The sequence below is a fragment of the Pseudomonas sp. 21 genome (genome assembly GCF_000955805.1).
GTDB lineage: Bacteria > Pseudomonadota > Gammaproteobacteria > Pseudomonadales > Pseudomonadaceae > Pseudomonas.
Map to the genome: position 1 here is coordinate 25540 of NZ_JYOA01000003.1, position 19835 is coordinate 45374.

The following is a 19835-nucleotide window of genomic DNA, read 5'->3' on the forward strand; positions in this document are numbered from 1 at the left end:
TCGCGCCCATGGGGCGCTCCTACACGGTTAGGCTCAGCGCCAGCCGAACAATTCCATCGCGTTGCGCGTGCTGGCGCTGGCCAGATCCTCCGGGCTGATGCCCTTCAGTTCAGCCAGCGCCGTGCAGATCTCCGGCAGATGCTCCGGGCTGTTACGCACGCCGGGGTACATCGACGGCGCCATGTCCGGCGAGTCGGTCTCCAGCACGATGGACTCCAGCGGAATCTCCGGCACCACCTTGCGCAGGCGGTTGGCCTGCGGCCAGGTCGGCGCGCCGCCCAGGCCCAGGCGGAAACCCAGCTTGAGGTATTCGCGGGCTTCCTCGCGGCTGCCGGCGAAGGCGTGGATGATGCCCTGGCGGGCGGGTTTGTAGCGCTTGAGCGTGGCGATCATCGCCGCATGGGCGCGACGTACGTGCAGCAGCACCGGCAGCTCGAAATCGATGGCGATGCGCAGCTGTTCCTCGAAGATGGCCTGCTGGCCATCGCGGTCGAGTTCTTCCAGGTAATAGTCCAGCCCGATCTCGCCCACCGCGCAGAGCTTCGGGTGCCCGGCGAGGCGCTGCAGCCACTCGCGCAGCGCCGTCAGATGTTCCGGCCGGTGCCGCGCCAGGTAGATCGGGTGCAGGCCGAGGGCGGCGTACAGGTCCGGCTCGTTGTCCACCAGCGCCCAGACGTCCTCCCAGTTCTCGCGGAACACTCCCAGCAGCACCTGTCGCTCCACACCCCGCTCGCGGCTGCGTTGCAGCACGGCGGCGCGGTCCTGCTCGAAGTCCGGGCAGTCGAGGTGGTTGTGGGTGTCGATCAGGCGCATCGGCTCACTCCGTGCGCAGCTTGAGGTTGCGCGGGATCGGGTGCACGCCGGGGGTGTAGCTGTTCTGTTCGATGGCGGCCAGCGCCAGGTCCAGCGCGCGCTCGGCGATCAGCGCGTGTTGCTGGGAAATCGCGTTCACCTTCAGCGGGACGAAGTCCAGCAGCTGGGTGTCGCCGAAGGTGGCGATGCGCAGGTCCGCCGGCCAACCGTTGGGCAGCGCCTGGAGCACATCGAAGACGCCTTCGAGCAGCACGTAGGAGGTGGTGATCAGCGCGTCGGGCAACTGCCCCTGGCCGGCCAGCAACTCTTCCATCAGGCGGCGGCCACAGGGGCGGCTGAAAGTCTCGCCGTGTTCGATCAGCACCTGGCCCTGATAGTCGCGCAGGGCGCTGCGGAACCCCGCGGCGCGCTCCTGGGAAATGATCAGCTCCGGCCGCGCGCCGAGCAGGGCGATGCTGCGCGGCGCCGGCTTCAGCAGGCTGGCGGTGAGGCGCTGGCTGGCGTCGCGGTCGTCGCTGACCACCGAGCAGAAGCGTTGCGGGTCGAGCTGGCGGTCCACCGCGATGATCGGCACGCCGTCGGCTTGCAGGCGCGCGTGACTGTCGTCGCCGGCGGGCAGGCAACTGGCGACGATCAGTGCGTCGCAACGTCGCGCGCGGAACAGGTTGAGCACCTGGCGCTCGGTGTCCGGCTCGTCGTCGGAGCAGGCGATCAGCAGCTGGTAGCCACGCGCCCGCGCTCCCTGTTCGAGCAGCTTGGCGAGCTTGGCGTAGCTGGGGTTCTCCAGGTCCGGCAGGACGAAGCCCAGGGTGCGGGTCTGCCCGCGGCGCAGGCTGGCGGCCTGCTGGTCCGGGTGGTAGCCGTGCTCCTCGATCACCGCGCGCACGCGCTCCACCGTGGCGGCGCTGATGCGGCGCTGGACGGCCTTGCCATTGATCACATAGCTGGCGGTGGTGACCGAAACACCGGCCAGGCGGGCGATATCACTGAGTTTCAACGCGGGATGCTGCCGACAATTGGGGGCTTCAAGGATCACGCATTATCGAGTAACGTGCCAGTCTCAAAAGGTGAAACGATTCAGCATTGCGCACGCAGTATTGCCTGAACCCTGTTCCTGCGCCGCAACCTCTAAGCTGATCACCGTACAAGCGGATAACCGCCCCAGCGCCGGCGCGCGCGAACGCCGGTGAGGAGAACGCGATGCTCGAATTCAACGCGCAGCAGGTCCGCATGGGCCAGCGCGCTGCCGACAAGCAGGCCGCCCTGGCCATGCTCGGCTCCGCCCTCGAAGACGACGGCCTGGTTGCTCCGGGCTACCTCGCCGGGATACAGGCCCGCGAGGCGCAGGGCTCCACTTACCTCGGACAGGGCATCGCCATTCCCCACGGCACACCGGAAACCCGGCACCTGGTGCAACGCACCGGCGTGCGCCTGATGCACTTCCCCGAGGGCGTGCACTGGGGCGACGGGCAGACCGTGCACCTGGCAATTGCCATTGCCGCCAAGTCCGACGAACACCTGCGCCTGCTGCAACTGCTGACCCGCGCACTGGGCGACCGTGAAGTGGGGGCGGCGTTGCGTGCAGCGGAGAAACCCGAAGACCTGCTGCAGTTGCTGCAAGGCGGAGCGCCGCAGCCGCTGCTGTTCGACGAGCACCTGGTCGGGCTCGGCGTCGCGGCCGAGGATTTCGACGAACTCGCGCTGGTCGGCGCGCGCCGTCTGAAGAAGGCCAGTTGCGTCGTTCCCGGTTTCGCCGCCGCACTGCACGACCAGGAGGCCCTGCCGTTGGGCGGTGGGCTCTGGTGGCAGGACAGCGAGCAATGCGTCACGCGTCCCGGCCTCGTCTTTGTCACCCCCGCGCGCGAGCTGAGCCACGCCGGCCAGCCGGTGCGCGGCCTGTTCTGCCTGGCCCGCCAGGGCAATGCCCATGAAACGGTGTTTGCGCGCCTGTGCGACCTGCTGGTGGAGGGGCGTGCCGGCGAGCTGGCGAGCGCCACTTCCATTCGCGTGGTACTGGAAGCCCTGGGTGGCGAATTGCCGGTGGACTGGCCGAGCCTCCGTGTTCCGCTGGCCAACCCCCACGGCCTTCACGCGCGCCCGGCGCAGGTACTGATGTTGTTGGCGCGGGACTTCAGCGGGGAAATCCGCGTGCGTATCGCCGAGGGCGACAGCGCCCCGGTGTCGATCCGCAGCCTGAGCAAGCTGCTCAGCCTCGGCGCGCGGCGCGGGCAGATGCTGGAATTCTTCGCCGAGCCGGAGATCGCCGAAGCCGCGCTGGCTGCCGTCCGCCTGGCGGTGGAGCAGGGCCTGGGCGAAGAGGTCGAACCGCTGCCGGAGGTCCCCGAGCCGATCGCCGAAAGCGCTCACCTGGATGAGCAGGAACTGCAGGCCGTGCGGGCCCCGGAAGCCGGGGCTCAGCTTCAGGCCATCCCGGCATCGCCAGGCATTGCCCACGGGCCAGCCTACGTGCAGGTCGCCCGCGCGTTCGAGTTTTCCGCGCGTGGCGAGTCGGCCGAGGCTGAACGCCTGCGCCTGGACGAGGCGCGTACGGGCATCAGCCGGGAGATCGAAACCCTGGTGGAGCGCAGCCAGGTCAAGGCGATCCGTGACATCTTCGTTACCCACCAGGCGCTGCTGGATGACCCCGAATTGCTCGACGAGGTGCAGGCGCGACTGGTCGAAGGCGCCAGCGCCGAAGCGGCCTGGAGCCAGGTGATCGAGCGCGTGGCCGGTGAGCAGGAGGCACTGCGCGATGCGCTGCTGGCCGAGCGCGCGGCGGACCTGCGCGACGTTGGCCGGCGTGTGCTGGCGCGCCTGTGCGGCGTCGAGAGTGCCGTGGAGCCCAGCGAGCCCTACATCCTGGTGATGGATGAAGTCGGCCCCTCGGACGTGGCGCGGCTCGATCCGGAACGCGTGGCAGGTATCGTCACGGCGCGCGGTGGCGCCACCTCGCACAGCGCGATCATCGCCCGCGCGCTGGGCATTCCCGCGCTGGTGGGCGCCGGCGCAAGCGTGCTGGCGCTGGCGTCCGGCACGGCCCTGCTGCTGGATGGCGAGAAGGGCGAGCTGACGATCGCGCCGGACACGCAGACGCTGCACGCCGCCAAAGCCCAGCGCGACCTGCGCCAGCGCCGTGCCGAGCAAGCCGAAGCACGCCGTCATGAACCGGCGGTGACCCGCGACGGCCATGCGGTGGAAGTCTGCGCCAACCTGGGCGACACCGCCGGGGCGGCGAAAGCCGTGGAGCTGGGCGCGGAAGGCGTGGGCCTGCTGCGCACCGAGTTCGTCTTCATGGACAACCCCCAGGCGCCGGACCAGGCGACCCAGGAGATTGAGTACCGCCGCGTCCTCGATGCCCTGGAGGGACGACCGCTGGTGGCCCGTACCCTCGATGTGGGCGGCGACAAGCCGCTGCCCTACTGGCCAATTCCCGAGGAAACCAACCCCTACCTGGGCATTCGCGGCGTGCGCCTGACGCTGCAACGCCCACAGATTTTCCGCACCCAGCTGCGAGCGTTGCTGAGTGCGGCTGCCGGGCGACCGCTGCGCATCATGTTCCCCATGGTCGGCCAGGTGGAGGAATGGCGGCAGGCGCGCGACCTGACCCGTGAACTCTGTGCGGAACTGGGCGGCGAGCATGACCTGCAACTCGGCATCATGGTCGAGGTGCCGTCCGCCGCGCTGCTGGCGCCGGTACTGGCGCGCGAGGTGGACTTCTTCAGCGTCGGCACCAATGACCTGACCCAATACGCACTGGCCATCGACCGTGGCCACCCGAGCCTGTCCGCCCAGGCCGACGGCCTGCACCCGGCGGTGCTGCAACTGATCGACATGACCGTGCGCGCCGCCCATGCCCACGGCAAGTGGGTGGGGGTGTGTGGCGAGCTGGCCGCCGATCCGCTGGCGGTGCCATTGCTGGTTGGATTGGGTGTGGACGAGCTGAGTGTCTCGGCGCGCAGCATTCCCCTGGTGAAGGCGCGGGTCCGCGAGCTGGACCTGCCGACCTCCCGCGAACTGGCGCAAGCCGCCCTGACCCTGTGCTCGGCGGCGGACGTTCGCCAGAGTGTCGCCCTCGCGCTGCCGGAGGTGCACTGATGGCCCGCATCCTGACGCTGACCCTGAACCCCGCGCTGGACCTCACCGTGCGCCTGCCGCAGCTGGAACCCGGCGAGGTGAACCGCAGCGAGTCGGTGATCAGCCAGGCGGCCGGCAAAGGCGTGAACGTCGCCCAGGTGCTGGCTGACCTTGGGCATTCCCTGACCGTTGCCGGCTTCCTCGGCGCGGACAACGCGCAACCTTTCGAGGCGCTGTTCCGCCGTCGCGGCTTCATCGACGCCTTCGTCCGCGTGCCGGGCGAAACCCGCAGCAATATCAAGCTCGCCGAGGGCACCGGGCGTATCACCGATATCAACGGGCCCGGCCCCGAAGTAGGCGAGGCGCAGCAGGACGCGCTGCTGGATCGCCTCGACCTGCTCGTCGCCGACTTCGAGATCGCCGTGGTCGCCGGCAGCCTGCCGCGCGGCGTTGATCCCCAGTGGTTGCGCGAGCTGTTGCGGCGCTTGCAGGGGCATGGCCTGAAGGTCGCTTTCGACAGTAGTGGCGCGGCCCTGCGCGAAGGCATCGAGGCCGCGCCCTGGCTGATCAAGCCCAACGACCAGGAACTGGGCGAGGCCTGTGGACACTTCGCCGGCAGCGCCGAGGAATCGGCCGCCCAAGTCGAATCGCTGCGCGCTCGCGGGATCGAGCAGGTGGTGCTTTCCCAGGGCGCCGAGGGGGTGCGCTGGTTCAGCCCGCAGGGCATCTGGCAGGCGGTGCCGCCGAAGGTGGAGGTGGCCAGTACGGTGGGCGCCGGCGATTCCCTGCTGGCCGGCATGGTCCATGGCCTGCTCGCCGGCTGGCCGGCCGAGCGCGTGTTGCGCCGGGCCACGGCGGTGGCCGCGTTGGCGGTCACTCAGTTTCAGTTCGGCATCGGCGACGCGCAGCGGCTCAAGCGCATCGAAGACGCGGTGCAGGTTCAGGCGCTGGCCCCGAGCCAGGCCTGAGCGATAGAACAGCAAGAGGTATGACGATGAACCTTGCCCTGATCACGGCCTGCCCCAACGGCCAGATTTCCAGCGTGCTCAGCGCCCGCCTGCTGCGGGCGGCAGCCGAGCGCCTGGGCTGGTCGGTGTGTGTCGAGCAATGCGACCCGCAGCATCCGGAGCGCCAGTTGAGCGAACGCCAGATCGCCGCGGCCGACTGGGTGCTGGTGGTCAGTACGCAACCGCTGGAGCTTTCGCGCTTCGCCGGCAAACGCCTGGTCCAGGCCCGGCCTGCCGAAGCGCTGGCCGAGCCCGCGAGCTTCCTGCAGCGAGCGCAGGAAGAGGCGCAGGTCTGGCAGCCCGGGGGGCCTTCGAGCACGCCGGTTGCCGTGGAACGCGCTGCGAAAGTCGTTGCGGTGACGGCCTGCCCGACCGGCGTGGCGCACACCTTCATGGCCGCCGAGGCACTGCAACAGACGGCGCAGCAGATGGGCGTCGAGTTGCGGGTGGAAACCCAGGGCTCGGTGGGCGCGCGCAACCCGCTGACGGCGGAAGAAATCGCGGCCGCCGATGTGGTGCTGCTGGCGGCGGACATCGAGGTCAACCCCGAGCGTTTCGCCGGCAAGCGCATCTTCCGTTGCGGCACTGGCGTTGCGCTGAAGCAACCGCAAGCGACCCTGGAGCGCGCGCTGAAGGACGCGACGGCGGAGTCCGCCTCGTCTGCCGGCCACAGTGCGGCGCCGACGAAGAACGAGGCGCGCGGCGTCTACAAGCACCTGCTCACCGGCGTGTCCTTCATGCTGCCGATGGTGGTGGCCGGCGGCCTGCTGATCGCGCTGTCCTTCGTCTTCGGCATCGAGGCCTTCAAGCAGCAGGGCACCCTGGCGGCGGCGCTGATGCAGATCGGCGGCGATGCGGCGTTCAAGCTGATGGTGCCGATGTTGGCGGGCTATATCGCCTGGTCCATCGCCGACCGTCCGGGCCTGGCGCCGGGGATGATCGGCGGGCTGCTGGCGAGCACGCTGGGCGCGGGCTTCCTCGGCGGCATAGTCGCCGGCCTGCTCGCGGGCTATTCGGCGCGGGCGATTGCCCAGTGGATTCCACTGCCGGCCAGCGTCGCGGCGCTCAAGCCGATCCTGATCATCCCGCTGCTGGCCAGCCTGTTCACCGGGTTGGTGATGATCTACGTGGTGGGGTCGCCGGTGGCGGCGATGATGCGCTCGCTGACCGATTTCCTCGCCGGCATGGGCACCACCAATGCCATCCTGCTCGGCCTGTTGCTGGGCGGGATGATGTGCGTGGACCTGGGCGGGCCGATCAACAAGGCGGCCTATGCGTTCTCGGTGGGACTGCTGGCGTCGCAGAGCTATGCGCCGATGGCGGCGGTAATGGCTGGCGGCATGGTCCCGCCGATTGGCATGGGCATCGCCACGCTGCTGGCGCGGCGCAAGTTCGCCCAGAGCGAGCGCGAGGCCGGCAAGGCAGCGCTGGTGCTGGGGCTGTGCTTCATCTCCGAGGGGGCGATTCCCTTTGCCGCGAAGGACCCGCTGCGGGTGATCCCGGCGAGCATTGCCGGCGGCGCGCTGACCGGTGCGCTGTCGATGCTGTTCGGCTGCAAGCTGCTGGCGCCCCATGGCGGGCTGTTCGTGCTGCTGATCCCCAACGCGATGAACCATGCGCTGCTCTACCTGCTGGCGATTGCCGCGGGCAGCGTGGTGACCGGGGTGCTCTATGCGCTGCTCAAGCGCGGCGAGGCCGCGCCGATGATGGTGATGGGCGAGCAGGCGCCGGGGCGGGGGTGAGCATCTTGGCCTGGTCGGCGTGGGTGGGTTCGCGAGCAAGCTCGCTCCTACGAAGAGCCGTGACCCTCCTGTAGGAGCGAGCTTGCTCGCGAATGCTCTTCAAGCCGTGCGCCGCGGGCGTTGCTCGGCGGCCTGCGCCGGAACTGGCAGGCGGTGCGAGTCGCCGCGGCCCATGGGGAAGTACTCGAAGCCGTAACGGGCCACGCGCTCGGGGTCGAACAGGTTGCGCCCGTCGAAGATCACCGGGGCTTTCAGGCGGCTGGCCAGCAGCTCGAAATCGGGGGCTTTGAACTGTCGCCATTCGGTGCAGATCACCAGCGCGTCCGAGCCGCCGAGGGTGGCTTCCGGGGTGCCCATCAGGGTCAGGCGCTCATCGTGTCCGTAGAGTCGCTGCGCTTCGGGCATGGCTTCGGGGTCGAAGGCGCGGACCTTGGCGCCGGCTTCCCACAGGGCTTCCATCAGGGTGCGGCTGGGAGCGTCGCGCATGTCGTCGGTGTTGGGCTTGAACGACAGGCCCCAGAGCGCGAAGGTGCGTCCCTTGAGCTTGCCGCCGTAGTAGCGGCGGATGCGCTCGAACAGCTTGCTCTTCTGCCGCTGGTTCACCGCTTCCACGGCGCGCAGCAGGTCGCTGGAGCAGTGGGCTTCCTCGGCACTCTGGATCAGGGCCTGGACGTCCTTGGGGAAGCACGAGCCGCCGTAGCCGCAGCCGGGGTAGATGAAGTGGTAGCCGATGCGCGGGTCGGCGCCCATGCCCTGGCGCACCGCCTCGATGTCGGCGCCCAGGTGTTCGGCTAGCTCGGCGATCTGGTTGATGAAGCTGATCTTGGTGGCGAGCATGCAGTTGGCGGCGTACTTGGTCAGTTCCGCGCTGCGCAGGTTCATGGTCAGGATGCGGTCGTGGTTGCGGTTGAACGGCTCGTAGATCTCGCGCATCACGTCCAGCACCTCGGCGCTTTCGCAGCCGATGACGATGCGGTCGGGTTTGCGGCAGTCGGCCAGCGCCGAGCCTTCCTTGAGGAACTCGGGGTTGGAAACGATCTCGAAGTCCAGGCTGCGGCCTTCTTCGGCGAGCACCGCCTGAATCCTGGCCTTCACGCGATCGCCAGTGCCCACCGGCACGGTGGATTTCTCGACGATGATCACCGGCTGGGTGCGGTTGCGGGCGATGCCTTCGGCCACAGCCAGCACAGCGCGCAGGTCGGCCGAGCCATCGGGCAACGGCGGGGTGCCGACGGCGATGAACTGCACCCGGCCATGGGCGGCGGCCTCGGCGACGTCGCTGGTGAAGCGCAGGCGTCCGGCTTCCAGGTTATCCTTCACCAGCTCGGCGAGGCCCGGCTCGAAGATGCTGATCTGGCCGCGCTTGAGCTTGGCGATCTTGTCCTCGTCGATGTCCATGCACAGGACGTCATGACCCACTTCGGCCATGACCGCGGCCTGCACCAGGCCCACATAACCGATTCCGAATACGCTGATTTTCATGTTGTGCTCTCCCGGATAGGAACTCGAAGCGGGATTGGGGTCAGTCGAACTGCGTGCGCTCGGAGCGAGCGTCGCTGGGTTTGATGACGGTTATTCTGTCATGGCGGCGTGGCGAGTTGATCGCGATCACGCCGGCGATCACCAGGGCGACGCCCAGGGTGCGTGGCAGGCTCAGGGGTTCGCCGAGGCCCGGCAGCACGGCGGCGCCGAGGTAGACGAAGGCATAGCTGAGGCTCAGCAGCGAATAGGCGCGGCTCAGCGGCAGGTGTTTGAGGGCGAGCAGCCAGCAGAGCATCGACAGCGCGTAGGCCAGTACCGCGCCGGCCAGTGCCAGCAGGGCGGCAATGTCCAGTTGCGCGAGGTCGAACGGCCAGTGCGATGGCAGGCGCGTCATACTCCAGCGCATGCCCAGCTGTGCGCCGCTCACCAGCAGTACGCTGCCCAGGGCGAAAGCGATGCCGCGCTTCACGAGTGCATCCCCAGCAGGGCGACGCCGCCGACGATCAGTGCCACGCCGAACCAGTGGCGCGCGTCGATATGCTCGCCGAACTGACGGCTCGCCAGGAGCGTCACCAATACGAAATTCAGGCTCAGCATGGGGTAGGCGACGCCCACCTCCAGACGCTGCAGGACCAGTAACCAGAGTAGCAGGCCGAATCCCAGGCAGGCGATGGCCAGCAATAGCCAGGGCGAGAGAAGCTTCGCCGCCACGCTCGAGGGCGTATCGCGCCAGCTTTCCACGGCGAACTTCTGCGCCAGCTGGCCCAGGCAGGTGAGCAGGCAGACACCGGCCAGCAGCAGGGCGGTCATGGCGTGGCCTGCGGAATCAGCAGGACCACCAGGTGGTTCTGCCGGTAGCTGATGGCATCGCTGGGCAGCATGGCCAGTTCGGCTTCGTCGCTGGCACTGTTGACCCGCATGATCACGCCGATGGGGCCTTCGGCGCGGGCGCGCGCGATCCAGGCGTGGATGCCTTCGGGGGCAATGCTGCGGCCCTGGCCCTCGGGATAGCCCAGGCCGAACTTCAGCTCGCCTTCGGTGTTGAACAGCGTGATGTCGCTGCGCCGGGTTCGCCAGGCAAGTGCGGTGGCGGCGCCCAGGTCGTTGCTCAGCAGGCTGCGGGCCTCCTTGAGCTGGTCCAGGTGCTCGGCGATGAACTGGTCGGGCATCTTGCTGTTGACCATCTTGTTCGGCATCGCGTTGGGTACCAGCGCCACCAGCAGCCACGCCGCGAAGGCCGGTGCGGCCCAGTAGCGAGTGGGCCGCAGCAGTTGCAGCAGGCCGGACAGCAGCCAGACGATGCAGACCAGAGCGATCATCAGCACGCTGGGCAGTTCGTCGTGGTACTGCGGGTGCCGTGCCTGCATGAACAGCAGGCCGGCCAGCGCGCTGCTGCCCAGCAGCAGGTTGAGCGCGCCGTTGAGTTTCAGTGCGATCAGCTTGCGCTGCTGCAGCGCGCGGCCGATGGCGTCGGCCATCAGCAGGGCAAGCGGGGCGAAGCAGGGCATGATGTAGGTCGGCAGCTTGCCCTTGGCCAGGCTGAAGAACAGGAAGGGCATGACGAACCACAGCAGCAGGAACAGCAGCTTCGAGTCGCGCCAGCCCTGGATTGCGTTACGCAGCGCCGGGATGATCAGCACCGCCCAGGGCATTGCGCTGGCGAACAGCAGCGGTACGAAGAACCAGATCGGCCGGCCGTGCTGGGCGTCTTCTGCGGCGAAGCGGCGGATGTGCTCGTTCCAGAAGAAGAAGTCCCAGAAGTCCGGCTCGCGGGCGTGGATCAGCAGCACCCAGGGCGCGGCGACCAGTACGGCCACCAGCACCGCCAGCGGCCCGTAGCGCAGCAGCTCGCCGAAGCGCTTCTGCAGCAGGGCATAGGGCAGGCCGACGATCACCGGCAGGAGGAAGGCGAGAAAGCCCTTGGTCATGAAACCGAAGGAGCAGGCCGCGCCCAGCAGACTCCAGGCGGCGAAGCGTCCGCGCGTGGTGCTGGCGTCGAAGGCGAACCACAGGGCGCCGAGGCTGAGGTTCACGCAGAAGGTGAACTGCGGGTCGAGGTTGGCGTAGCCGGCTTGTCCGGCGATCAGCCCGAAGCTCAGGTAGAGCAGGCCCGCGGCCCAGGTGCGGCGCGGGTCGTTCCACAGCCGGCGGGCGACCAGGATGACCAGCAGGGTGCTCAGTGCGGTCACCAGCGCGGAACCGGCGCGCACGCCGAACAGGTTCTGGCCGAACACGGCCTGGCTGGCGGCGGTCAGCCAGTAGCCGCCGGTGGGCTTCTCGAAATAGCGCAGGCCGAGCAGGTGCGGGGAAACCCAGTCGCCACTCTGCAGCATGGACTGGCTGATCTGCGCGTTGCGTGACTCGTCGGGAATCCACAGGCCGTGGAAGGCCATCGGCAGCAGGATGCACAGCACGAAAGCGGCTAGCAGGGTCGGGTAGGCCAGGCGCTTCATGCGTGCTGCACCCCCAGCCAGCCTTCGCGGCCGGCCAGTTCGCCGCGCACGAGGCTGGCGACGGGCAGGGTGGTGGGGTCGTCCGGCAGCAGCCGGCCAAGCGGAACGAAGCGGATGCCGCCGGCCCGTGCCTGGGCCAGCAAGCGTCGGAAGTCGTGGGCCATGAGAATGCCCTCGACCTCGGCGTGGATGGTGTACACGTTCAAGGCGTCCATGTCGAAGCGGGAAAGAATGTAGTCATTGAAGGCGGACGGCGCCACCTGCGGGCCGACGACCTCGTCGAAGGTGGGCATGTCCACCGGGATCTGCGGGGTACCGGCGCGGCCGTCGGCCAGGCGTGGGCGGAACAGCGAGCGGCCGCGGCAATCGCTGTTGTAGCGAAAGCCGAAGCGCTCCTTGGCTTCCACGGTGCGTTCGTCGGCGCGCCAGCCGGCCACGGCCGAGCATTCCACCGGGTTGCCGAGGATGTCGGCGAGGGTGTCCACGCCACGGCAGATCTGCTGCTCCAGTTGCGGCGTGCTCCAGCGGCCGGCGTTGGCCTGCCAGCCATGGTGGTCCCAGGCGTGCAGGCCGACTTCGTGGCCGGCGTCCTGGGCACGCCGCATCAGGTGGCCCAGGTCGCGGCCGATCGGCTTGCCCGGCCAGGCGGTGCCGGCCAGGAGGATGTCCCAGCCGTAGAGCCCGGCGGCGTTGGAACGCAGCATCTTCCACAGGAACTGTGGGCGGATCAGGCGCCACAGGTGCCGGCCCATGTTGTCGGGGCCGACGCTGAAGAAGAAGGTCGCCTTGACGTCGGCTTCCTCGAGCATGTCCAGCAACCGTGGCACGCCATCACGGGTGCCACGGTAGGTATCGACGTCGATGCGCAGTCCCGCTCTCATCCGGCGATGCTTTTCTTCAGCGGGAAGGCGTGGGGTACACCGCCGACGCGTTCAGCCAGGGCTTCGCGGAGGAAGAAGTCCAGGGTCTTGCCGATGGTGGCGGAGAGCTCCACGCTCGGCTGCCAGTCCAGCAGGCGACGGGCATTCTCGATGCTCGGCTTGCGGTGCGACACGTCCTGGTAGCCGTCGCCATAGAAGCTGCGGCTTTCCACTTCGCGGAAGCCGGCGAAGGGCGGGAACTGGTCGCGCAGCGGGTGGGCCTCGAACTGGCGCAGCAGCTCTTCGCCCAACTGGCGGATGCTGGCTTCGTTGTCCGGGTTGCCGATGTTGACGATCTGCCCGTCGCAGCGGCTGCCTTCGTTGTCGATGATGCGCGCCAGCGCCTCGATGCCGTCGTCCACGTCGGTGAAGCAGCGCTTCTGCTCGCCGCCGTCCACCAGGCGGATCGGGGTGCCTTCCACGAGGTGCAGGATCAGCTGGGTAATGGCGCGGGAGCTGCCGATACGCGCCGAGTCCAGGCGGTCCAGGCGCGGGCCCATCCAGTTGAACGGGCGGAACAGGGTGAACTTCAGGCCCTTCTGGCCGTAGGCCCAGATGACGCGGTCGAGCAGTTGCTTGGACACCGAGTAGATCCAGCGCTGCTTGTTGATCGGGCCGACGATGAGGTTGGACTTGTCCTCGTCGAAGTTGGCGTCGGCGCACATGCCGTACACCTCGGAGGTGGACGGGAAGATCACGCGCTTGTTGTACTTCACGCAGTAGCGGACCAGCTTGAGGTTTTCCTCGAAGTCCAGTTCGAACACGCGCAGCGGGTTGCGGGTGTATTCGATCGGCGTGGCGATGGCCACCAGCGGCAGGACCACGTCGCACTTCTTGATGTGGTACTCGATCCACTCGGTGTGGATGCTGATGTCGCCTTCGACGAAGTGGAAGTCCGGGTTGCCCTTCAGGCGCTCGATGGCATCGGAGCCGATGTCCAGGCCGTAGACCTCGTAGTTGCCGTCGCGCAGCAGGCGCTCGGAGAGGTGGTTGCCGATGAAGCCGTTGACGCCGAGGATCAGCACGCGAGTCTTGCGCTTGGGCTTGCCGACTGCGCCGTGCAGGCGCGAGCCGTCCACCAGGCCCATCTCGCGGGCCAGTTGCGGGCCGGCGAGGAACAGGCCGCTGTCGTTCTGCTGGCCGGAGAGGATTTCCAGCGAGTCTTCGCCGCAGGCGATGCGCAGGGGATCGACCGACAGGACCGAACCGGGTGCCATGCCGTTGTTGCCGGCAGCGACGCGCGAACTCCAGACGATCAGCTTGCGATCGCCCACCGGGGCGAAGGCGCCGGGGTAGGGCTGGGTGACGGCGCGGACCAGGTTGTGCAGTTCGCGGGCCGGGCGTTTCCAGTCGAGCTGGCCATCCGCCGGGGTGCGGCGACCGAAGTAGCTGGCGCGGGACTCGTCCTGGGCGACTTCCTGCAGCTCGCCGCGCGCCAGGCGCGGCAGGGCGGAGGCGAGCAGCTCGCGAGTGGCTTCACGGAGCTTGCCGTGCAGCACCAGGGCGGTGTCGTCGGCGCCGATGGCGACGCTCTGCTGGGCGAGGATGCCGCCGGCATCGGCGCGCTTGACCATGCGGTGCAGGGTCACGCCGGTCTCGGTCTCGCCGTTGACCAGTACCCAGTTGGCCGGGGCGCGGCCACGGTAGCGCGGCAGCAGCGAGCCATGCAGGTTGTAGGCGCCCTTGGCGGCGCAGGCCAGCAGCTCTTCGCTGAGCAGGTGGCGGTAATAGAAGGAGAAGATGTACTGCGGCTGCAGCTCGCGGATGCGCGCGACCCACAGCGGGTGGTTGACGTCTTCCGGGGCGTGCACCGGGATGCCCAGGCGAGCGCAGAGCTGCGCTACGGAGCCATAGAAACGGTTTTCCTTGGGATCGTCGGCGTGGGTGAAGACGGCGTCGATCTGGTAACCGGCGGCGAGCAGTGCCTCGATGCCGGCGCAGCCGAAGTCGTGGTAGGCGAAGACGATGGTCTGCTGGGTCATGGCTGGATGGACTCGAAAGTAGGGGAAGAAGTGGTGATCTCGGCGCGCGGTGTCTCGGCGCGGACGATGCGCTCGATGAAGAAGCGGGGGCGGGCGCGCACATCGTTGTACATGCGCCCCAGGTACTCGCCGAGCAGGCCCATGCCGACCAGCTGCACGCCGGTGAACATGAACAGCACGGCGAACAGCACGAACACGCCGTGGCCGGCCCAGGCGGCGCCGAACAGCAGGCGCAGTACCAGCAGCATCAGGGCGAAGGCGAAACCGGCCACCGCCATGCCGCCGCCGACGAAGGACAGCAGGCGCAGCGGCGAAGTGGTCATGCAGGTGACCAGGTCGAACATCAGGTTGATCAGGCGCAGGAAGTCGTACTTCGACTCGCCGTGCTCGCGCTCGGCGTGGGCGACGAGGATCTCGCTGGTGTGGCGGGCGAAGCTGTTGGCCAGAATCGGAATGAAGGTGCTGCGCTCGCGGCAGGCCAGCATCGCCTTGACGATGCTCGAGCGGTACGCGCGCAGCATGCAGCCGTAGTCGTTCATCGCCACGCCGGTGGAGCGCTGCACGGCGAGGTTGATCAGCTTCGACGGCCAGCGGCGCAGGGCGGAGTCCTGGCGTTGCTGGCGCACGCTGCCGACCACGTCATAGCCCTTGGCGGCTTCGGCCACCAGGCGCGGGATTTCTTCCGGCGGGTTCTGCAGGTCGGCGTCGAGGGTGATCACCAGGTCGCCCTGGCACTGCTCGAAGCCGGCCATGATCGCGGCGTGCTGGCCGTAGTTGCGGTTGAGGATCACCGCCACCACGTGGCTGCCCGGCGCCTGCGCGGCTTCCTGCAGCAGGTCGGCGGAGCTGTCGCGGCTGCCGTCGTCGATCAGCACGATCTCGTAGTCGCGGCCCAGCTGTTCGCAGGCGGTGGTGGTGCGGCGCAGCAGCTCGGGCAGGCTGGCCTCTTCGTTGTACACCGGGATGACGATGGACACACGATGGATCGGATAGGGTTTCACGGTGGCGTTACCGAAGCAGGGTTTCGATGGCGTCGACCACACGGTCCTGGTCGGCCTGGGTCATGTCGGGGAACAGCGGGATGGAGACGATCCGCGAGGAGTTCCACTCGGTGTTGGGCAGTTGCACGCGCGGGTAGCGCTGGCGGTAGTAGCTGTGCAGGTGGCTGCCGATGAAGTGGATGCCGCTGCCGATGCCGCGTTGCTGCAGGCCCTGCATGAAGGCGTCGCGGTCGAGGCCGCAGCGCTCCTGGTCGATGCGCAGGACGTAAAGGTGCCAGGCGTGATGTTGCGGGTAGTCCGGCACCGCCAGCGGTTGCACGGACAGGTGCGCCAGGCGCTCGGCGTAGCCGGCGGCCAGCTCGGCGCGGCGGGCGTTGATCGCTTCGAGCTTGGGCAGTTGGACCAGCGCGATGGCGGCGTTGATGTCGGTGAGGTTGTACTTGAAGCCCGGCTCCACCACCTGCGCCTGCGGCTTGCGGCCGTGGGTCAGGCGGTCGTAGGCGTCGACGCCCAGGCCGTGGAACTTCAGGGTGCGCACGCGGTTGGCCAGGACTTCGTCATCGCTGACGAACATGGCGCCCTCGGCGCAGGTGAGGTTCTTGATCGCATGGAAGGAGAAGATCGCGGTGCCGCGCTGGCCTACCGGGCGGCCACGGTAGAAGGTACCGGCAGCGTGGGCGGCGTCCTCGATCACCGGGATGCCGTGGCGCAGGGCGAGCTCGTCGATCGGGTCCATGTCGCAGGCGGCGCCAGCGTAGTGCACCGGGATGATGGCGCGGGTACGCGGGGTGATCGCGGCCTCGATGCGGGCGGCGTCGGTCATCAGGGTGTCACGGTCGACATCGACGAACACCGGGGTGGCGCCCAGCAGGCTGATCATGTTGACGGTGGAGACCCAGGTCTGCGACGGGGTGATCACCTCGTCGCCCGGGCCGATGCCCAGGGCCAGCAGCGCCAGGTGCATGCCACCGGTGGCGGAAGACAGTGCCACGGCGTGGCGGCAGCCGATCGACTGGGCAAAGCGCTGTTCCAGTTCGGCGTTCTTCGGCCCGGTGGTGATCCAGCCCGAACGCAGGACTTCATTGACTGCGTGGATCTCCTCCTCGCCGATACTGGGGCGGGAGAAGGGGAGGAAGGGCATTTCCATGTGGTGTTCCAAAGGCCGTCACGGCTCTGTCAGGGGGTGAGAGAACGCTACGGGGGAGATCGTTAAGAAGCCGTTAAGTGGATGTCGTGATTCCGTTCGTCGGTCGAACATGCGACAGGCAACACCCGAAGAGTGGAAGGATGTGAGTGGAACGGTCTGAAAACGACATGTCTGATGTCGGAAAACGCTGTTGAACACTCGTTCATCCTTGGCTATGGTGGCCCAACGCTCCTGCGGACCCTTCCGCAGGTCATTCCGTCATTCGGATGAGGCCCTTGCATGCGTTATTCGTCGCTTGTGGACAGGATGGTCGGACCCGGCGTTGCCGCCTGGGATATTCACTACGCCGCCATCGCCGCCCAACGCGCCGGCCGCGACGTGATAGTGCTCAGCGTCGGCGACCCCGATTTCGCAACCCCGGACTTCATCACCGATGCCGCCGTTTCCGCGTTGCGCGACGGCGACACCCATTACAGTGATGTAGCCGGCAAACCCGCGCTGCGCCAGGCGATCGCGGCATTGCATGAGCGACGTTTCGGCCAAAAGACAGGGGCCGAAAACGTCATCGTCGTCGCCGGCGCTCAAAACGGCCTGTTTGCCGCCGCGATGTGCCTGCTGGAGAAGGGCGACGAGGTCATCACCTTCGACCCGGTCTACGTCACCTACGAAGCCACGCTGAAAGCCACCGGCGCCGTGCTGGTCGGCGTACCGACCCGCCCGGAAAACGGCTTCCGCCCACTGGCCGCCGATATCGCCGCAGCGATCACCCCGCGCACCAAGGCGATCTTCCTCGCCAACCCGAGCAACCCCACCGGCGTCGTGCTGGACCGCGACGAGCTGTTGGCCATTGCCGCGCTGGCCGAGGCTCGCGACCTCTGGGTGGTGGTCGACGAGGTCTACGAAGGCCTGACCTTCGAGCGCGAACACCAGAGCTTCGCTGCCCTGCCGGGCATGGCCGAGCGCACCCTGAGCATCGGCAGCCTGTCGAAATCCCATGCCATGACCGGCTGGCGTGCCGGCTGGATAGTCGCCAACCCGACCCTGGTCGGGCACCTGGAAAACCTCGCGCTGAACATGTTCTACGGCCTGCCGGGCTTCGTGCAGGAAGCCGCCCTGGCGGCGGTGGAACGTCACGACGAGGTCGTCACGGCGATGCGCGAGATCTACCGCCGCCGCCGCGACCTGGTGGTGGCCGCGCTGAGCGATTGCCCGCGGGTGAAGGTCCTGTCCCCCGAAGCCGGCATGTTCGTCATGGTCGACGTGCGCGACAGCGGTCTCAGCTCGCTGGATTTCTCCTGGCAACTGTTCCACGCCACCGGCGTTTCGGTGCTCGACGCGGCGGCCTTCGGCCCGCAGGCGGAGGGCTTCGTGCGGTTGTCCTTCGGGTTGAGCGACGAGAGCATGGCGGAAGCCTGTGCGCGGATCATCCGCTTCGTCGAATCGCTTCCCGCACGTGCCGAATCAACTGTAGGAGCGAGGGGGGCGCCTCAGCCATTGCTCGCGAACGCTCCTGATGCTTCTGCGGCGGTGGCTGGTTCGCGAGCAAGCTCGCTCCTACAGAAAGCAGAGCAGCCCGCGACCAAACCAGTGATCGAAGTGCGCGATATCCACAAGCGCTTCGGCGACTTCGAGGTGCTCAAGGGCGTATCGCTGTCGGCGCGCGAGGGCGAGGTGATCTCGCTGATCGGCGCCAGTGGCTCGGGCAAGAGCACCCTGCTGCGCTGCATCAACATGCTGGAGATTCCCAACCAGGGCTCGGTCACCGTCAACGGCGAGACCATCCGTCTGAGCCAGAACCGCCACGGTGAGCCGATGGTCGCCGACCAGAAGCAGCTCACGCGCATCCGCTCGCAACTGGGCATGGTGTTCCAGAGCTTCAACCTGTGGCCGCACCGCACTGTGCTGGAGAACCTGATCGAGGCGCCGACCTTTGTCCTCCACGAGAGCAAGGCCGAGGCCCGCGAGCGCGCCGAGGCGCTGCTGGAGCGTGTCGGCCTGGCGGAGAAGCGCCACGAGTACCCGGCCTTCCTTTCCGGTGGCCAGCAGCAGCGCGTGGCCATCGCCCGTGCGCTGGCCGTGCGGCCGAAAGTGATGCTGTTCGACGAGCCGACCTCGGCGCTGGACCCGGAGCTGGTGGGCGAAGTGCTGAAGGTGATCCGCTCGCTGGCGGAGGAGGGGCGGACCATGATCCTGGTTACCCACGAGATGGCATTCGCCCGCGACGTTTCCAGCCATGTGGCGTTCCTCCACAAAGGTTTGATCGAGGAGGAGGGCACCGCCGAGGAGGTGTTCTTGCGGCCGCGCAGCGAGCGCTGCCGGCAGTTCGTCAACGCGCACCAGAATCGCTGACCGATGCCGCGCTGTCGGCGCATCGATGAGCGTGACCCAACACTAAGTAAAACAATGCAGGGGATCACGATGAATAAGAAAGGTCTGTGCAATCTGATGGTGGGTGCGGCGATGCTGGTGGCCGGCGTGGCGAGCGCCCAGGCCGAGACGATCCGCTTCGCCCTGGCCGCCGAGCCCTATCCACCGTTCTCGCAGAAGCAGCCCGACGGCAGCTGGGTCGGCTTCGAGCCGGATCTGATCCACAAGGTCTGCGCCGAGATGAAGGCTACCTGCGAGATCGACGAGGTGGCCTGGGACGGCATCATCCCGGCACTGCTGGCGAAGAAGATCGACGTGATCTTCAACTCCCTGTCGATCACCGATGAGCGCGAGAAGCAGATTGCTTTCAGCCGCCCCTACTACGACACCCCGGTGGCCGTCGCCGCGCCCCAGGCGGTGGACGTGCAGATCAGCCCCGAGGGCCTGAAGGGCAAGACCATCGGCGTGCAGATCTCCACCGTCAGCTCCAACTACCTCAAGCAGTACTACGAGAAGATCGCCGACGTGCGCTACTACGACACCCAGGACTCGGTGAACGCCGACCTGGTGGCCGGGCGCATCGACCTGATGATGGCCGACGGTATTGCCGTGGCGTCCTTCGTCAAGTCGCCGGACGCCCAGGCCGCCGGCATCGTCAACAAGGGCGAGGTGAAGTACGACCCGCTGTTCGGCCGTGGCGTCGGCGCCGGCCTGCGCAAGGGCGACACCGAACTGAAGGCGAAGATGGACGAGGCCATCGGCAAGCTGCTCGCCAGCGACGACTACAAGGCGCTGTCGGAGAAGTACTTCGGCATGAGCGTCGCGCCCAAGCAGTAATCCCGGCGTG

At 67.8% G+C, this 19835-nt stretch carries 15 protein-coding genes; 5 read left to right on the top strand and 10 right to left on the bottom strand.

What is annotated here, in order from left to right:
• Positions 1-33: 33 nt before the first annotated feature.
• Both UB43_RS05785 and cra read right to left on the bottom strand, forming a co-directional pair.
• The gene (locus UB43_RS05785) at positions 34-813 is read right to left on the bottom strand and encodes a TatD family hydrolase (protein ID WP_045209507.1); all 780 of its coding nucleotides are present in this window, start codon (positions 811-813) and stop codon (positions 34-36) included.
• A 4-nt stretch (positions 814-817) separates the two neighbouring features.
• Positions 818-1810 carry a catabolite repressor/activator gene (cra, locus tag UB43_RS05790; RefSeq protein ID WP_045209508.1) on the bottom strand — a complete coding sequence of 331 codons (993 nt, stop codon included), beginning with the start codon at positions 1808-1810 and terminating at the stop codon, positions 818-820.
• Positions 1811-2013: 203 nt separating this feature from the next.
• Between cra and ptsP the strand changes: the two genes are divergently transcribed.
• The 3 genes from ptsP to UB43_RS05805 are packed head-to-tail and all read left to right on the top strand — an operon-like array spanning position 2014 to position 7636.
• Entirely contained in the window at positions 2014-4908 is a 2895-nt protein-coding gene (gene ptsP, locus UB43_RS05795) for a phosphoenolpyruvate--protein phosphotransferase (protein ID WP_045209509.1), read from the top strand.
• On the top strand, positions 4908-5855 hold the full coding sequence (gene pfkB, locus UB43_RS05800) for a 1-phosphofructokinase (protein WP_045209510.1): 948 nt from the start codon (positions 4908-4910) through the stop codon (positions 5853-5855). The genes ptsP and pfkB overlap by 1 nt, the downstream gene beginning before the upstream one ends.
• Before the next feature lie 26 nt (positions 5856-5881).
• Positions 5882-7636, top strand: coding sequence for a PTS fructose-like transporter subunit IIB (locus tag UB43_RS05805; RefSeq protein WP_045209511.1), 1755 nt, complete (start codon positions 5882-5884; stop codon positions 7634-7636).
• 99 nt (positions 7637-7735) lie between these two features.
• On the opposite strand, the gene UB43_RS05810 is transcribed toward UB43_RS05805, so the two are convergent.
• From UB43_RS05810 to arnB, 8 genes are read right to left on the bottom strand one after another with little or no spacing between them, the layout of a single operon-like run.
• Entirely contained in the window at positions 7736-9118 is a 1383-nt protein-coding gene (locus UB43_RS05810) for a UDP-glucose/GDP-mannose dehydrogenase family protein (protein WP_045209512.1), read from the bottom strand.
• Between the two features lie 40 nt (positions 9119-9158).
• Positions 9159-9524 (bottom strand): 4-amino-4-deoxy-L-arabinose-phosphoundecaprenol flippase subunit ArnF, encoded by a 366-nt coding sequence (gene arnF, locus UB43_RS05815; protein WP_371318963.1) that lies wholly within the window; start codon positions 9522-9524, stop codon positions 9159-9161.
• 59 nt (positions 9525-9583) lie between these two features.
• Positions 9584-9928 carry a 4-amino-4-deoxy-L-arabinose-phosphoundecaprenol flippase subunit ArnE gene (gene arnE, locus UB43_RS05820; protein ID WP_045209514.1) on the bottom strand — a complete coding sequence of 115 codons (345 nt, stop codon included), beginning with the start codon at positions 9926-9928 and terminating at the stop codon, positions 9584-9586.
• Entirely contained in the window at positions 9925-11571 is a 1647-nt protein-coding gene (gene arnT, locus UB43_RS05825; protein ID WP_045209515.1) for a lipid IV(A) 4-amino-4-deoxy-L-arabinosyltransferase, read from the bottom strand. Before arnT ends, arnE begins: the two co-directional genes overlap by 4 nt.
• Entirely contained in the window at positions 11568-12452 is an 885-nt protein-coding gene (arnD, locus tag UB43_RS05830; RefSeq protein WP_045209516.1) for a 4-deoxy-4-formamido-L-arabinose-phosphoundecaprenol deformylase, read from the bottom strand. The genes arnT and arnD overlap by 4 nt, the downstream gene beginning before the upstream one ends.
• Positions 12449-14473 carry a bifunctional UDP-4-amino-4-deoxy-L-arabinose formyltransferase/UDP-glucuronic acid oxidase ArnA gene (arnA, locus tag UB43_RS05835; protein WP_045209517.1) on the bottom strand — a complete coding sequence of 675 codons (2025 nt, stop codon included), beginning with the start codon at positions 14471-14473 and terminating at the stop codon, positions 12449-12451. The genes arnD and arnA overlap by 4 nt, the downstream gene beginning before the upstream one ends.
• On the bottom strand, positions 14470-15474 hold the full coding sequence (arnC, locus tag UB43_RS05840) for an undecaprenyl-phosphate 4-deoxy-4-formamido-L-arabinose transferase (protein ID WP_045209518.1): 1005 nt from the start codon (positions 15472-15474) through the stop codon (positions 14470-14472). The genes arnA and arnC overlap by 4 nt, the downstream gene beginning before the upstream one ends.
• A gap of 7 nt (positions 15475-15481) precedes the next feature.
• Positions 15482-16621: a UDP-4-amino-4-deoxy-L-arabinose aminotransferase gene (gene arnB / locus UB43_RS05845; protein WP_045209519.1), complete on the bottom strand. Its 1140-nt coding sequence runs from the start codon at positions 16619-16621 to the stop codon at positions 15482-15484.
• Positions 16622-16900: 279 nt separating this feature from the next.
• Here arnB and UB43_RS30185 point away from each other — a divergent pair, with 279 nt between their 5' ends.
• Both UB43_RS30185 and UB43_RS05855 read left to right on the top strand, forming a co-directional pair.
• Complete coding sequence (locus UB43_RS30185; RefSeq protein ID WP_045209520.1) at positions 16901-18970, top strand: aminotransferase class I/II-fold pyridoxal phosphate-dependent enzyme; 2070 nt, start codon at positions 16901-16903, stop codon at positions 18968-18970.
• A 69-nt stretch (positions 18971-19039) separates the two neighbouring features.
• A complete protein-coding gene (locus UB43_RS05855) occupies positions 19040-19825 on the top strand; it encodes a transporter substrate-binding domain-containing protein (protein ID WP_045210209.1) in 786 nt (261 codons plus the stop codon).
• Positions 19826-19835 lie beyond the last annotated feature (10 nt).